Annotated in this window: 12 protein-coding genes; 7 read left to right on the forward strand and 5 right to left on the reverse strand. The window is 64.6% G+C overall.

Features of this window, described 5'->3' with window-relative positions; genetic code table 11:
* The 7 genes from IPL75_17970 to IPL75_18000 are packed head-to-tail and all read left to right on the forward strand — an operon-like array spanning position 1 to position 7,088.
* A complete protein-coding gene (locus tag IPL75_17970; GenBank protein MBK9242086.1) occupies positions 1–1,248 on the forward strand; it encodes a serine hydroxymethyltransferase in 1,248 nt (415 codons plus the stop codon).
* A complete protein-coding gene (locus tag IPL75_17975) occupies positions 1,209–3,182 on the forward strand; it encodes an ATP-dependent DNA helicase (protein ID MBK9242087.1) in 1,974 nt (657 codons plus the stop codon). The genes IPL75_17970 and IPL75_17975 overlap by 40 nt, the downstream gene beginning before the upstream one ends.
* Positions 3,183–3,226: 44 nt before the next feature.
* Complete coding sequence (locus tag IPL75_17980; protein MBK9242088.1) at positions 3,227–4,216, forward strand: tetratricopeptide repeat protein; 990 nt, start codon at positions 3,227–3,229, stop codon at positions 4,214–4,216.
* Position 4,217: 1 nt separating this feature from the next.
* Positions 4,218–4,946 carry a YggS family pyridoxal phosphate-dependent enzyme gene (locus IPL75_17985; protein ID MBK9242089.1) on the forward strand — a complete coding sequence of 243 codons (729 nt, stop codon included), beginning with the start codon at positions 4,218–4,220 and terminating at the stop codon, positions 4,944–4,946.
* Positions 4,943–5,254: a DUF167 domain-containing protein gene (locus IPL75_17990; GenBank protein ID MBK9242090.1), complete on the forward strand. Its 312-nt coding sequence runs from the start codon at positions 4,943–4,945 to the stop codon at positions 5,252–5,254. Before IPL75_17985 ends, IPL75_17990 begins: the two co-directional genes overlap by 4 nt.
* Complete coding sequence (locus IPL75_17995) at positions 5,251–6,483, forward strand: imidazolonepropionase (GenBank protein MBK9242091.1); 1,233 nt, start codon at positions 5,251–5,253, stop codon at positions 6,481–6,483. The genes IPL75_17990 and IPL75_17995 overlap by 4 nt, the downstream gene beginning before the upstream one ends.
* The gene (locus IPL75_18000) at positions 6,477–7,088 is read left to right on the forward strand and encodes a cyclodeaminase/cyclohydrolase family protein (GenBank protein MBK9242092.1); all 612 of its coding nucleotides are present in this window, start codon (positions 6,477–6,479) and stop codon (positions 7,086–7,088) included. The genes IPL75_17995 and IPL75_18000 overlap by 7 nt, the downstream gene beginning before the upstream one ends.
* On the opposite strand, the gene lepB is transcribed toward IPL75_18000, so the two are convergent.
* From lepB to IPL75_18025, 5 genes are all read right to left on the reverse strand, one after another.
* Positions 7,089–7,718 carry a signal peptidase I gene (gene lepB, locus IPL75_18005; GenBank protein MBK9242093.1) on the reverse strand — a complete coding sequence of 210 codons (630 nt, stop codon included), beginning with the start codon at positions 7,716–7,718 and terminating at the stop codon, positions 7,089–7,091.
* The gene (gene lepA / locus IPL75_18010) at positions 7,718–9,520 is read right to left on the reverse strand and encodes an elongation factor 4 (GenBank protein MBK9242094.1); all 1,803 of its coding nucleotides are present in this window, start codon (positions 9,518–9,520) and stop codon (positions 7,718–7,720) included. The genes lepB and lepA overlap by 1 nt, the downstream gene beginning before the upstream one ends.
* Positions 9,521–9,544: 24 nt before the next feature.
* Positions 9,545–10,699, reverse strand: coding sequence for a citrate synthase (locus tag IPL75_18015; protein MBK9242095.1), 1,155 nt, complete (start codon positions 10,697–10,699; stop codon positions 9,545–9,547).
* Between the two features lie 28 nt (positions 10,700–10,727).
* Complete coding sequence (locus IPL75_18020) at positions 10,728–12,218, reverse strand: glycosyltransferase (GenBank protein ID MBK9242096.1); 1,491 nt, start codon at positions 12,216–12,218, stop codon at positions 10,728–10,730.
* An 85-nt stretch (positions 12,219–12,303) separates the two neighbouring features.
* Complete coding sequence (locus tag IPL75_18025) at positions 12,304–14,577, reverse strand: DPP IV N-terminal domain-containing protein (protein ID MBK9242097.1); 2,274 nt, start codon at positions 14,575–14,577, stop codon at positions 12,304–12,306.
* Positions 14,578–14,640: the final 63 nt, after the last annotated feature.

A 14,640-nucleotide genomic window follows, 5' to 3' on the forward strand; every position in this document is an offset into this window, starting at 1 on the left:
GTGACACACCTGCACGCGACCGACCCCGACATCGCCGCCGCCATTCACCAGGAGCTGGGGCGCCAGCGAGAAGGCCTGGAACTCATCGCTTCCGAAAACTTCGTCAGCCCGGCCGTTCTCGAAGCGGTCGGGTCGATCATGACCAACAAGTACGCCGAAGGTTACCCCGGCAAGCGGTACTACGGCGGCTGTGAGTTCGTCGATGTCGCGGAAACACTGGCCATCGACAGAGCCAAGGCCCTCTTCGGCGCCGACCACGCCAACGTGCAGCCGCACTCCGGCGCCCAGGCCAACACGGCGGTCTACCTCGCCATGCTGAAACCTGGCGACACCATTCTCGGCATGAACCTGGCCCATGGCGGCCACCTCACCCACGGCCATCCGCTCAATTTCTCCGGCAAGTACTTCACGATCATTCCTTACGGCGTCAGGCAAGACGACGAGCGGCTCGACTACGACGAGCTGGAACGGTTGGCGCGCGAACACGGGCCAAAGATGATCGTCGTGGGCGCCAGCGCCTACGCCCGCACCTTCGACTACGCGCGTATCCGCGCGGTCGCCACCGAAGTCGGCGCACTCGTCATGACCGACATGGCGCACATCGCCGGCCTTGTGGCCGCGGGCCTGCATCCGAGTCCGGTGCCGCATTCCGACTTCGTCACCACCACCACACACAAAACCCTGCGTGGGCCGCGCGGCGGACTCATCCTGTGCCGTGCGGAGTTCGCAAAGGACATCGATCGCGCCGTGTTCCCCGGCGTTCAGGGCGGTCCGTTGATGCACGTCATTGCCGGTAAGGCTGTCTGCTTCAAGGAAGCGCAAAGCGACGTATTCCGTCTCTACCAGCGACAGGTCATCACCAACGCTGCGCGCCTGGCCGACGGACTCGCTGCCGCCGGCTTCCGCATCGTCAGTGGCGGCACCGACAACCATCTCGTGCTCGTGGATGTGTTCTCCAAAGGCCTGACTGGCAAGGTGGCTGAAGCCGCATTGGGCCGGGCCGCGATTACCGTCAACAAGAACGCCATTCCCTTCGATCAGCAGCCCCCGATGACCGCCAGCGGCATTCGTCTGGGCACACCCGCCGTCACCACTCGCGGACTCGGCGAAGCCGAGATGGACCTTGTCACCCAGTTCATCGCGCGGGTGCTCGCCTCGCCCGACGACGAATCGGTTTCGCGAGCCGTCCGATCGGAAGTCGAAGCCCTGTGCCGGAAGTTCCCGCTGTACCCCACGCTCGGACACTGACCGCCCGCGTCGCCGACGTCTTTGCCGACAACGGCCCGCTGGCCCGAAGCGACGACGCGTTCGAAGCACGTCCGGGACAGCGCGAACTGGCCGCGCGCGTGGCCGATACGTTCGAAAACGGCGGCATCCTCATTGCCGAAGCGGGAACGGGCACCGGCAAGACGCTGGCGTATCTCGTTCCGGCTGTACTCTCTGGCCGCCGCGTACTGGTGTCCACCGGTACGCGCAACCTGCAGGACCAGATCTTCTACAAGGACATTCCCGCGCTGGCGCGGGCGCTTGGCGTGGAGCTGCGTGCGGCCTACATGAAAGGCCGGGCCAACTACCTGTGTCGCCACCGCTACGACCGCCTGCAGGAAGTGCGCGCCTCGCTGGGTGAGGAGGAACAGCGATGGCTCGATACGCTGGCCGAGTGGTTGCCGGAAACGCAGACCGGCGATCGCGCGGAGCTGACGGATATGCCCGACAGTTTTCCGTTCTGGACGGAGTTGACGGCGACCAGTGACCAGTGCCTGGGCCGCGAGTGTCCGCAATACGCCGACTGTTTCATTACGCGCATGCGCGAGCGCGCCGACGAGGCCAACGTGATCGTCGTCAACCACCACCTGTTGTGCGCGGACGCATCGGTGCGGCAAGGCGACTTCGGCGCGGTGATTCCGGCGTGCGATCTCGCGGTGATCGACGAAGCCCACCAGCTCGAAGATGTGGTGACGCAATATTTCGGGCTGGTGTTCAGCACACATCGGCTCGACGAATTCGTACGAGACGCCACGCAGGCGGTGGCGTCCATCCCGGCCGAACAGGGCAAAAGCGCCGTCGGGGTCCACCACGCCATCGGGGATGTGGAGCGTGCGGGACGCCGGCTCTTTGATCGCGCGCGCCTGGAGGCGACGCGTGATCGGGGCGGCGACCGTACCACGCTGACGCCCGACTCGGCGGCTCGACTGGATCACGAAGGCACGGTGATGCGGGAAGAACTGCAGCGCCTGTGTGGCGCCGCGGCCGCCTGCGAGCCGGTCCCCGAAGACCTGAAGGCCATCATGGCCCGTGCGGTCGCCATGCGCGAGGACCTGCGCGTGTTGCTGGCGGTGGACGACCCGGCGTTTGTCCACTTCCTCGAAGCGCGAGGGCGTGGCCTGGCGCTGCGCGCCGCGCCGATCGACGTGGCTGCGCTGGTGCGCGAAAAGGTCATCGGCGAGCGAAGCGCGACGGTGCTGACCTCGGCCACGCTCACCGTGGCCGGCTCGTTCGACTACGTGCAGGGCCGGCTCGGCCTGACGACGGCCCGCAACGTCCGCCTCCCTTCCGAGTTCGACTTCCGGACGCAAGCCTTGCTCTATCTGCCGCCGGACATGCCCGATCCGCGGTCGCCCGACTTCAATCGCGCCGCCGCCGGCGTGGTGGCGGAACTGCTGGAGCGGTCGCGTGGGCGGGCGTTTGTGCTGTTCACGTCCTACGCCGCCATGCGCGATGTCTACGAGCAGGTGGCGCCCCACGTGCCATGGCCCCTGCTGTTGCAGGGCACGGCGCCGCGGCCCGCGCTCTTGCGCGACTTCAGGAACACACCGAATGCCGTGCTGTTTGCCACCGCCAGCTTCTGGCAGGGCGTGGATGTGGCAGGCGAGGCCCTCAGCTGCGTGATCATCGATCGCCTGCCATTTGCCTCACCGGGCGACCCCCTGGTCGCAGCGAGAATCGCTGCCATCGAAGCCGCAGGGGGGCATCCCTTCCACGACTATCAGGTCCCGCTCGCCACTCTCGCCCTGCTCCAGGGCATGGGCCGGCTCATCCGCACCCAATCGGATCGTGGTGTGCTTGCGGTTCTCGACCCGCGGCTCAGCCGCATGGCCTATGGCCGCCGCTTCCTGGCCTCGTTTCCGCCAGTGCCCGTCACCCGGGACCTCGACGCGGTGAGCCGGATGTTCCTGCCCTGACGGCCCGATCGAATCACGTATAAAATAGAACACGGAGGACGCCCATGGTTCGTCAGTCAGTTCGTCGCGGTTGGATGGTGAGCGCCATCGCTCTTGTGTTGCTGGTTTCAGCTACTTCTGCCTATGGACAGGCGCAGGGGTCGCTGCGCGGACTGGTCACAGACGAGGCGGGCAAAGGTGTGCCCGAAGCCGAAATCGTCATGAACTACGTCGGCGACGTGGAAATCACCGTCAGCCTCAAGACCAACATCCGCGGCGAGTTCACCCGCGCCGGTCTGCGCACCGGCGAATGGAAGATGACGGCGACCAAGGGTGAACTGACGGGCGTGCAGACGGTGCACGTCAAGATCAATGAAATGATCCGCGTCGCCACGCTCATCATCAAGGTGCCCACCAAGGGTGCGGGCACGGATACGACGGGCATGACCGACAAGGACATCGAGGCCCGCAACAAGCTGATGGCCACGATGCAGGCCGAGTTTGATGCCGGCGTGGCCGCCATTGCCACGGCGCCCGATGATGCCATCGCCAAGCTCCTCGTGGTGGCGGGACAGATTCCGAATTGCGCCATCTGCCACGCGAAGATTGGCGACGCGCACACCAAAAAAGGCGACCAGGTCGCCGCAGAGGCCTCCTACAAAGAGGCCATCAAGCTGGACCCGAAGCTGGCCGACCCGTACGCCGCCCTGGCCATCCTCTACAACCAGCAGAAGAAGTTCGACGAAGCGAGCGCGATGAGCACCAAGGCCAACGAACTGCTGGGTGCCTCGGCCACCGGCGGAGACCCGGCGGCTCTCTACAACCAGGGCATCATCCTGTGGAACGCCGGCAAGTTCCCCGAAGCCAAGGTGGAGTTTGAGAAGGTCATCAAGCTCGATCCGAAGATGGCCGAAGCCCACTTCCGTCTCGGCATGGCGAACCTCAATTTGGGCCAGCTGCCCGACGCGGCAAAGGCCTTTGAGGAATACCTGAAGATTGCGCCGGCCGGCGAAAACGCCGAAATGGCGAAGGCGATTCTCAAACAGATCAAGTAGCATGTCCGGCCCTGCGCTGGACGCCGAGATCGCTCTCAATCTGGACACGGTGCGCCGCCGCCTTGAAGGCGCGGCGCACCGCGCCCATCGTTCCCCCAATAGCCTTCGGCTGATTGCCGTCTCGAAAACCTTCCCCGTTGAAGCCGTGTTTGCCGCCGCCCGAGCCGGTCAGCGCGACTTCGGCGAGAATCGCGTGCAGGAAGGCCTCGATAAAGTGGCCGCCACCGCGGCGCTGGGGCTGACGTGGCACCTGATCGGTCACCTCCAATCCAACAAGGCAAAAAAGGCCGCAGCGGCGTTTCACTGGATTCACTCCATCGATTCGATCGACCTCCTGAAGAAGGTGGATGCCGGGGCCGTCGACGCCGGTACGCGTCCGCAGATCCTGCTCCAGGTGGATCTCGCCGAGGAAGCCACCAAGTTTGGCGCCGACCGCAACGGCGTGGAAGATCTGGCGCGGGCCGCACTCGCGTGTCGCGCCGTTGAACTGCGCGGCCTCATGACCGTGCCACCGATCGCGGATGACCCCGAGGAGGCGCGCACGTGGTTCCGGCAATTGCGCGACCTTCGTGACGCGCTCATCGCGCGTGGACTGCCGGCCGCGGCCCTGGCGGAACTCTCCATGGGCATGAGCCACGACTGCGAAGTGGCCGTGGACGAGGGCGCCACCCTGGTACGCGTGGGCACCGCCATCTTCGGACGTCGGCCGCCGCCTGTCACGCCCGCATGAGCGTGCTGGCACTGGGCATCCATCGGCGTGGTGTCCGCCTGGAAACGCGCGTCACCCCCCGGGCCTCGCGCACGGCCATTGAAGGCATCAGAGAAGGACGCCTCCTCGTGAAGGTGACCGCCCCACCGGTGGACAGCGCCGCCAATGCCGCCGTCATCGCGATCGTCAGTGAGGCGCTCGACCTGCCCAGGCGCGATGTCACGATTGTGGGCGGCGAGCAGTCTCGTTCGAAGTCGCTGGCCATCGCAGGCCTCACCGCTGATCAGGTGCGGCAGCGCCTCTCCGTTATACTCGGTCAGCAGGCGTGACCACTCTCCTTCTTGAACATCTCGACCAGCTCTATACCGTGGCCGGTGACGGACCGCGCGCGGGCGGACGACAGGGCGACATAACGCCGGTGGCCGATGGCGCGGTCGCGTGTGACGGGGCCACCATCGTGGCGACCGGCACCACTGCCGAGGTGCGCGCACAGATCACGCTCGACCCGCACGCCATGGTCGTGGACGGCCGCGGCAAGTCACTCGTACCCGGGTTTGTGGATCCGCACACGCACGTGGTGTTCGCCGGTGACCGCCGTGACGAACTCCGCCGGCGGCTCGGCGGTGCGACGTACTCCGAGATTGCGGCGGCCGGCGGCGGCATCCTGTCCACGGTGCGAGCCACACGCGCGGCATCAGAAGATGACCTCGCAGCCCAGACCGCGGTGCGATTGGCCGAGATGCTGCGCCAGGGCACGACGACCGCTGAAGCCAAGAGCGGCTATGGCCTCGATACCGCCACCGAAGTCCGTATGCTCCGCGTGGTCGCACACCTCAACACCACGCAGCCCATGGAACTCGTCCCGACCTTTATCGGCGCGCACGAAATTCCGCCAGAGTTCCGCGGCCGCCAGGCCGACTATGTGCGGCTCGTGATCGACGAGATGATTCCCGCCGCTGCACCTCACGCGGAATGGTGCGACGTGTTCTGCGATCGCGGGTTCTTCACGCCCGAAGAGTCCACGGCCATTCTCGAGGCCGGCGTACGGGCCGGAATGAAGCCACGTATCCACGCCGACGAACTTGCCGCAAGCGGGGGGCCACAGGTGGCCGCCGCCGTGGGCGCGCGGTCGGCCGACCATCTGGTGCGCGTGGACGCGAACGGCATCGAGGCTCTGCGCGCCGGTGGCGTCATCGCCACCCTGCTGCCGTGCGCGGCCTTCCACCTGAAACTGGGCCAGTTTGCGCCGGCGCGCGATCTGATTGCAGCCGGGGTTCCCGTGGCCCTCGCGACCGACGTCAACCCCGGGGGCGGGTTTTCGCCGTCCATGCCATTTGCGATCGCGCTCGCCTGTTTTGCGATGCACATGACATTCGAGGAAGCGCTGGTCGCGGCCACGATCAATGCGGCCGCATCCCTCGATCGCCACCATGTGGTGGGCAGCCTCGAACCGGGCAAACAATTCGACGCGGTGCTGGTCCACGGCCCCGCCGTCAATCTCCTGCGCGTGAATGCCGCGCCGATCGCCGGCGTCTACAAGAAGGGTGTCTTATGTTGATCGATCGCACTATCACCAGTTTGCTTGAAGCCATCAGCGCCGCCGACCCAACGCCGGGCGGAGGGTCGGCCGCCGCCCTGGTCGGCGCCACCGGCACGGCGCTGCTCGTCATGGTCACCGGCATGCCCAAGTCGCGCACCAACGCGATCGCGGAACGCGAAGCCCTCGACTCCGCGCATACAGAATTGCTCGCGCTGCGCGATGAGCTGGCATCGCTGGTGGATCGCGACGCGTCGGCATACGACCTCGTAGTGGCGGCCTTCCGGAAGCCCAAGGCGACCGACACAGAGAAGCTTGAACGCAAGGCGGCGATTCAGGACGCCACACGCGTCGCCACCGAAGTGCCGCTCGAAACCATTCGGGCGTGCGTGCGCGCAATGCAGGAAGGCCGCGCGGCGGCCGCGTACGGCAACCCCTCGGCAGCCAGCGACGTGAAGGTCGGCTACCGGTTGCTGCTGGCCGCCGCCGAGGGCGCGCTCGACAACGTGGACATCAATCTGGGTGGGCTGACCGACACGGAGCTGCAGACGGCCATTCGCGAAGAGTCGGCGAAGCTCATGCGCGACGCACGCACGCTCCTCACCACGGTCATTCCCGTGGGATGACTATTTGACGGAATCGAACAGGCGCTCGAATCGCGTGCCCTGCAGCATCTGCGTCAGCGACCCGCCCTCTTCGAACGAGAAGTAGATGAACAGCGCGCGGCCTTTGACGTAGTGCGCAGGCAGGAAGCCCCAGTACCGGCTGTCCTGCGAATTGTCGCGGTTGTCGCCCATCATGAAGTACTGCGAGGGCGGCACGGTCACCGGGCCGTAGAACTCACGCAGATCCTGCGTCACTCCGGCAGACTCCGACGGTGGCTCCGAGAGGTGCGCGTAGCTCTCGGCCAGCGGCTTCCCGTTGATATACATCGTCTTACGGCGCAGTTCCAGGCGGTCGCCCGGCAGGCCGATCACCCGCTTGATGAAGTCGCGCTCGGGTTCGTCCGGGTACTTGAACACCACGATGTCGCCGCGACGAATCTCTCGACCGGGTACCACCAGTCGCTCGAGGCCGGTCGCCGACGGGGCGAAGATCATCTTGTTGACGATGAGGTGGTCGCCGATGAGCAGGTTCGGCTCCATGGAGCCCGTGGGAATCTTGAACGCCTGGAAGACCCAGGTGCGCACAAACAGCGCCAGGACGACCGCGATGATCAAGGACTCCGAGTACTCGCGCGCCACGGACTTCTTCATCACTCGGTCCCGACCTTGAGCACCGCCAGAAACGCTTCCTGCGGGATCTCGACGCGGCCCACCCGCTTCATGCGCTTCTTGCCTTCCTTCTGCTTCTCGAGCAACTTGCGCTTGCGCGAAATGTCGCCGCCGTAACACTTGGCCAGCACGTTCTTGCGAAGCGCCCGTACGCTTTCACGTGCCACGATCCGGCTGCCGATCGCCGCCTGAATCGCAATGTCGAACATCTGTCTGGGAATCAGCTCCCGCATCTTCGCGGCCAGCAGTCGGCCACGGCTGTAGGCGGAGTCGGCGTGCAGCACGGTGGACAACGCGTCCACGGGCTCGCCATTCACCAGGATGTCGAGCCTGACGAGCGACGCTTCCTGGTAGCCGATGACGTGATAGTCGAGCGACGCGTACCCGCGCGACACCGTCTTGAGCCGGTCATAAAAATCGAGCACCACTTCGTTAAAGGGCAACTCGTAGGTGATGACGACGCGGTCCGACTTGAGGTATTCCATCCCCTTCTGGACGCCGCGTTTTTCCTGACACAGTTCCAGGATCGCGCCCACATGCGCGGCCGGGGTCAGCATCGTGGCCTTGATGATCGGCTCTTCGAATTTCTGGATGCGACCCGGGTCCGGCAGCTTCGAAGGACTGTCGATTTCCTGGACGACCCCGTCGGTGGTGGTCACGCGATAGAGCACGCCTGGCGCGGTGGTGACCAGGTCCATGTTGTATTCGCGCTCAAGGCGCTCCTGCACAATCTCCATGTGCAGCAACCCCAGGAACCCGCACCGGAAACCAAAGCCCAGGGCGACCGAGGTTTCGGGCTCGAAGAAAAACGCCGAGTCGTTCAGGCGCAGCTTCTCCATCGCCTCGCGCAGTTCCGAATATTGCGAACTCTCCACCGGGTACAGCCCGGCGAACACCATCGGTTTGAGTTCCTTGAATCCGGGAAACGGCGTGGCCGCCGGAACGGCAGCGTCGGTGATGGTGTCGCCCACCTTGGCTTCCGCCACGTTCTTGATGTTGGCCACCACGAAGCCCGCCTCACCGACTCCGAGCGACAACACCGGGACGGGCTTTGGTGAGAACGCGCCCAGTTCGTCAATCTGCAGGTCGATGCCGGCATTCATCAGGCGGATCTTCTGGCCGGGCTTCATCGTGCCGTCGATGACGCGCGTCAGGATGACCACGCCGCGGTAGGCGTCGTACCACGAGTCAAAAATCAGGGCTTTGAGCGGCGCATCGGGGTTGCCCGCCGGTGGAGGCAGGCGATGCACGATGGCTTCGAGGATTTCATGGACGCCCAGGCCCTGCTTGGCGCTGGCCAGGATTGCGCCGTCGGCATCCAGGCCGATGATCTCCTCGATCTGGCGCTTCGCTTCTTCGGGCTGGGCGCCAGGCAGGTCGATCTTGTTGATGACCGGGATGATCTCGAGGTTGTTCTCGATGGCCAGATACGCGTTGGCCAGCGTCTGCGCTTCCACGCCCTGCGAGGCGTCCACCAGCAGCAGTGCGCCTTCGCAGGCGGCCAGCGAACGGGTGACCTCGTACGAAAAGTCGACGTGGCCGGGCGTGTCGATCAGGTTCAGCACGTACGCCTGGCCGTTGTCGGCGGTGTAGTTCAGGCGGACGGCGTGGGCCTTGATCGTGATGCCGCGCTCGCGCTCAAGGTCCATCGAGTCCAGCACCTGGGCTTCCATCTCGCGGGCCTGGAGCGCACCGGTGGCCTCGAGAAAGCGGTCCGCCAGCGTGGACTTGCCGTGATCGATGTGCGCGATGATCGAAAAATTGCGAATGAAGCGTTGATCCATGTGGTGCGGTCGTATCAGCGGGCGTTAACGCTGATCAAGCGGCAACACCTGTTGCGGATACGCCGGGCCGATGTACTCGGTCCTCGGACGAATGAGCCTGTTGTTCGCGTATTGTTCCAGCACGTGCGCGGTCCAGCCGCTGATGCGGCTGACGGCGAAGATCGGGGTATACAGCGCGATGGGAATGCCGAGCGAGTAGAACATGGACGCCGAATAAAAATCCACGTTCGGATTCAGGCCCTTGTCGCCCTTGACGACCTGCTCGATCCGCTCCGACATCGCGAACCACTGCGGCTGTCCGGCTTTCTCGCCAATCGACTTGGAAAAGCGGCGCAGGTGCGTGGCGCGGGGATCTTCCGTGTGGTACACGCGGTGCCCGAAGCCGGAAATCTTTTCCTTGCGGGCGAGTTTCGCGCGCACATATTCACCGGCACGCTCCACTCCGGCGTCCTGGCCGATGTCGAGCAGCATCTTCATGACTTCGGCGTTGGCGCCGCCGTGCAGCGGTCCCTTGAGCGCACCAATCGCGCCGACGATGGCCGAGTGCAGGTCGGTGAGCGTGGCGGCCGAGACGCGGGCCGCAAACGTGGACGCATTCAGCTCGTGGTCGGCATGCAGCACCAGTGACACGTCAAACGCACGCGCGGCAAGCGCTGATGGGCGCGTGCCCGTGAGCATGTACAGGAAGTTGGCCGCGTGGCCCAGCGCCGGATCGGGGTCAATGGCGCCGCCTCCCGCCGCCATTCGGCCCCAGGTGGCCACGAGGGACCCGATCTGGCCGGTCAGGCGCACGGCCTTGCGGTAGTTGGCCTGGGGTGTGTGGACGGCGGCGTCCTGGTCGTAGTGCCCCAGCATGGACGTGAGCGTGCGAAGCGCGTCCATGCCATCTCCGGCCGGCAGCGACTTCATCGCGCGCAGGATCGGCTCGGGCAGGCGTCGCGCTGCGTCGAGTTGTGTCTGCAGGTCGCCCAGTTCGGCCCGGTTCGGCAACCGGCGGTGCCAGAGGAGAAAGCAGGTTTCCTCAAACGACACGCCGTGGTCCATATCGGCGAGGTCGTGGATGTCGTAGCCACAGTACGACAACACGCCCCGGTCGCCATCGATATAACAAATAGCCGACTCGCCGGCGACCACATCTTCCAGGCCGGCCTTGGCCTTCACTTCACTGACGGTACTCATGATCCATCCCGACTGTTACCCAGGTGCCTTAGTCTGCAATCTTCGGCGCCTTCACCATCACACCATCACCGAGCTGCTGCAGGATCGAGGTGAGCCCCACATACAGGAAGCCGAACTGGAACAGCAGGAGGAACGGCAGTGTGCCGTAAATGCCGTGGGCCAGTGCGTACACCACCGTCGCCGAAAAGTAGAGGCCCAGCGCCAGCTCGATGATGGGCTGCACCGACATGGCCTGATGGTATTTCTTGTTCTGCCATCCATCTTTGGAGGTCGAGATGCCGTATTTCGCCGTCCGGGTAAATTCCCCGGGCGCGCCGAACAACGCTTCGAAAACCGCTTTCGTGTTGTTGACCGCAAGCCCGATACCGATGGCCATCACGACGGGCAGGTACTTCACGCGCGTCACCCAGTCGGTATACAGCTCGCGTTGTGACACCAGATAGAAATTGAATACCGAAGCCGTGGCGACAAAGAACAGCGGCACGTCGATGAGCAGCATCTCGGTCCAGCCCATGTTGTAACGCACGACCATGGCCGGGAACATCAGCACCGACAACAGGCACATCAGCAGGTAGTTGAAGTTCGCGGTGAGATGGAAAAAGGCCTCGATCTTCACCTTGCGCGGCAGGTTGGAGGCCAGAATCGCGGGCAACACCTTGCGGCACGTCTGGATGCTCCCCTTCGCCCAGCGGTGCTGCTGCGACTTGAACGCATTCATTTCCACCGGCACTTCGGCCGGCGTCACGAGGTGGGGCAGGAAAAGGAAACGCCAGCCGCGCAACTGCGCCCGGTAACTGAGGTCCAGATCTTCCGTGAGCGTGTCGTGCTGCCAGCCGCCGGCATCACCAATCGCCGTCCGGCGCCACACGCCCGCCGTGCCGTTGAAGTTGAAGAAGCACCCGGCGCGATTGCGCCCGCCGTGTTCCAGCACGAAGTGGCCGTCGAGCAGGATGGCCTGGATCTTCGTGAGCAGGGAATAGTTCTGGTTGATGTGTCCCCAGCGCGCCTGGACGAGCGCCACCTTCGGGTCCTGGAAATACCCGACGGTCTTCATCAGGAAGTCGGCGGTCGGCACGAAGTCCGCGTCAAAAATCGCCACGAACTCGCCGCGCGCCACCTTCAACGCTTCATCGAGTGCGCCGGCCTTGTACCCCACGCGGTTCGTCCGGTGCAGATACTTGATATCGAATCCAAGTGCCGCCTGGCGCTCCACAGCCATCGCGGCAATTTCGCGGGTCTCGTCGGTGGAATCGTCGAGCACCTGAATCTCGAGCTTGTCTTTCGGGTAGTCGATGTCGCAGACCGAGTCGATCAGACGATCGGCCACGTACATCTCATTGAAGATCGGGAGCTGGATGGTCACGACCGGCAGGTCCTTCATGGGCGGCGGAGGCCCAGGGACCCGGTCTTTGTTCTTCATGTACTCGTACACCAGGTAGTACCGGTGCCATCCGTAAATGCCCAGGATGCTCAGGACAAAAAAATACGCGACGAGAATGAGTGTTTCGTATGGCTGCATGGACTGGAACCTGGTCGCGGGGTCTGATCCTTCATTTTACGGACGTGTCAGGCACTGAGTCAAACAAAACGGCGCGACAAAAACGTCAGAATCCGCCGCCTCGCCCACCTCCGGGCGCCGCCGCCGGCACCACGTAGTCTCTGGGGGGCTCAGCGTCGAGCAGGTGCCTCACGAAGTAGTCCCAGCGCCGCCGCATCACATAGTTGCCGGCGGCCGCGAACCCGTGCCCCGCATTCGGGATCATCAACAGGTCGAATTCCTTGTTGGCCCTGATCAGCGCGTCGGCCACCAGATAGGTGTTGTACGGTGGCACGTTGTTGTCCATCGTGCCGTGGATCAGGAACAGACGCCCCTTGAGGCCAGCCGCATGCGTCTGGTTGGCCTCGACCGTGTAATTGTCGGTGCCGTCCGGGTTCTTGACGAGCGCGCCCTGGTACCGCTCGCCCCAATCGTCTTCGTACTGGCGCTGATCGTGATTGCCCGACTCGGCGATGCCCACCTTGAAGAAATCGTTATACGGCGCCACCAGCAGCGCGCCGGCGGTGATGAACCCGCCGCCCGAGTGGCCCCACATCGCCGCCTTGTCGATATCGATCCACGGATACCGCGTGGCCAGCTCCTTCATGCCGGCCACCTGATCGGGCAGCGTGTTGTGACGTCCCATCGCGCCGTAGTACGCATCGGTAAACGACTTCGATCGGTTCGGCGTGCCGGTGCCGTCGATGCTCACGACGACGAAGCCCAGTTCGGCGAGCGCCTGCCGATCGCCGCGCGCGGCCGAGAACGCGCGTGAGCCCACGCTTCCCGACTGCGGTCCGGGGTAGGCCTGATTGATGATCGGGTATTTCTTCGTCGGGTCGAAGTTCGTCGGCCGGAACAACACGCCGTAGATGTCGTGTTTGCCGTCGGCCGAACGCATTTTGATCTGCATCGGCGGCTTCCAGCCGGTGGCCAGCAGCTTCGAGATGTCGGCCTTCTCGAGCGGCATGATGAGCGCGCCCGTCGCCCCATCCCGCAGCGTCGTCTCGGGCGCCACGTCCGGCTGCGAGAACGTGTCAATCACGTACTTGCCGTCGGGCGAAATCTGCGTCGTGTGGGTGCCGTTGTCGGGTGTCAGCGATACATTGTTCCTGCCGTCGAGCCCCACCTTGTAGAGGTGCGTGTAGTACGGGTCCTGCCCCGGCTCCTTCCCCACCGCTTCGTACCACATCGTGCGCGTCGCTTCGTCGAGGCGCACAATATTCGTGATCGGGCCCACGCCGCTGGTGATGCGATTCTTCAGCTGGCCCGTGTTCAGGTCGTAAAGGTACATCTGCGCGGTGTCTTCGCGCTGGGAGTACCAGAGCACTTCACTCGACTTCCAGAGAATCCGCCACTGCACGCGTGTCTGCACGTGCGTCTTTTCCGTTTCGGTGAAAAGCGTCCGGACTTCCCCGGTCGTGACGTCCGCGAGCTTGGCCGTGGAGTTCTTGTGGAACCGATCCGTGGAGACAAGGCCGACCTTCGTACTGTCGGGGCTCCAGAGGTACTCGGACATGTCGAGGTCGTCCTCGTCCATGGCGCGATGGAAGTCCTGCGGCATCAGGAGGGGCGTGACCTTGCCCGTGTCCACATCGATGATGACGCGCGTGATCATGGCCACCACCGGATCACCCGCGAGCGGATACTTCCACGCCCGCAGCACAGGATGCCCGCCGTTGACCGGCGTCTGCACCAGGTACATGTCGCCGACGTTCCGTTCGTCCTGATGCTGCGTCGCGATCTTCTTGCCGTCGGGCGACCACGACAGCGACGGCGCGGCGCTCGTGGTCCACCCCGCGTTGCTGGTGGCGTAGCCGAAGTCCTTCACACCGTCGGTTGTGAGTTGGCGATCCTGCCCCGTCTTGACATCACGAACCCAGAGGTTCCAGTCACAGATGAACACCGCCCTCGTGCCATCGGGCGACATGGATGCAGGCGGCGGACCGCTGAGGCCGGTGACATTGGTGCCGCACGTCTTGTTGGTGATCTGCATGCCGCCGCGGCCACCTCGACCGCCGCCACCACCGCCGCGCCCGGCCGCGGCCGGTGGTGTCTGGCCTCCGGCCGGCGGGGTGGCCACCACTTCGCGCGTGCGCCTGACCGGATCGACCACCACGTTCTCGGTGCCTGTCAGGGTCGTCCGCTGGTAGGAGAACCGGCCGTCGGGCAGCCACGTCGCGTTCACGGTGCCTCCCACGACCAGCCCAGCCAGGGCGGGTGCGAGCATCTTCGTGGCGCGATCGTAGTCGGCGGCTGTTAACGCGCGGCGGTTCTGCGCCAGGGCCGCGGACGTGAAAACAACAAACAGGATGACGACACGGGCAATCGAACGGGCCATGGGAGGGACTCCTGGAGGACGCAGTCTCAAGTACCGCTCGATAGTGAGCGATGAGCGTCGCAC

Source organism: Acidobacteriota bacterium (assembly GCA_016716905.1).
GTDB lineage: Bacteria > Acidobacteriota > Vicinamibacteria > Vicinamibacterales > SCN-69-37 > SYFT01.

What these genes read in the sequence shown, in the direction of transcription:
- IPL75_17980 (MBK9242088.1), top strand. Translation starts at nt 3,227, where the DNA reads ATGGTTCGTCAGTCAGTTCGTCGCGGTTGGATGGTGAGCGCCATCGCT.
- IPL75_17985 (MBK9242089.1), top strand. Translation starts at nt 4,218, where the DNA reads ATGTCCGGCCCTGCGCTGGACGCCGAGATCGCTCTCAATCTGGACACG.
- IPL75_17990 (MBK9242090.1), top strand. Translation starts at nt 4,943, where the DNA reads ATGAGCGTGCTGGCACTGGGCATCCATCGGCGTGGTGTCCGCCTGGAA.
- IPL75_18000 (MBK9242092.1), top strand. Translation starts at nt 6,477, where the DNA reads ATGTTGATCGATCGCACTATCACCAGTTTGCTTGAAGCCATCAGCGCC.
- lepB (MBK9242093.1), bottom strand. Translation starts at nt 7,718, where the DNA reads ATGAAGAAGTCCGTGGCGCGCGAGTACTCGGAGTCCTTGATCATCGCG.
- lepA (MBK9242094.1), bottom strand. Translation starts at nt 9,520, where the DNA reads ATGGATCAACGCTTCATTCGCAATTTTTCGATCATCGCGCACATCGAT.
- IPL75_18015 (MBK9242095.1), bottom strand. Translation starts at nt 10,699, where the DNA reads ATGAGTACCGTCAGTGAAGTGAAGGCCAAGGCCGGCCTGGAAGATGTG.
- IPL75_18020 (MBK9242096.1), bottom strand. Translation starts at nt 12,218, where the DNA reads ATGCAGCCATACGAAACACTCATTCTCGTCGCGTATTTTTTTGTCCTG.
- IPL75_18025 (MBK9242097.1), bottom strand. Translation starts at nt 14,577, where the DNA reads ATGGCCCGTTCGATTGCCCGTGTCGTCATCCTGTTTGTTGTTTTCACG.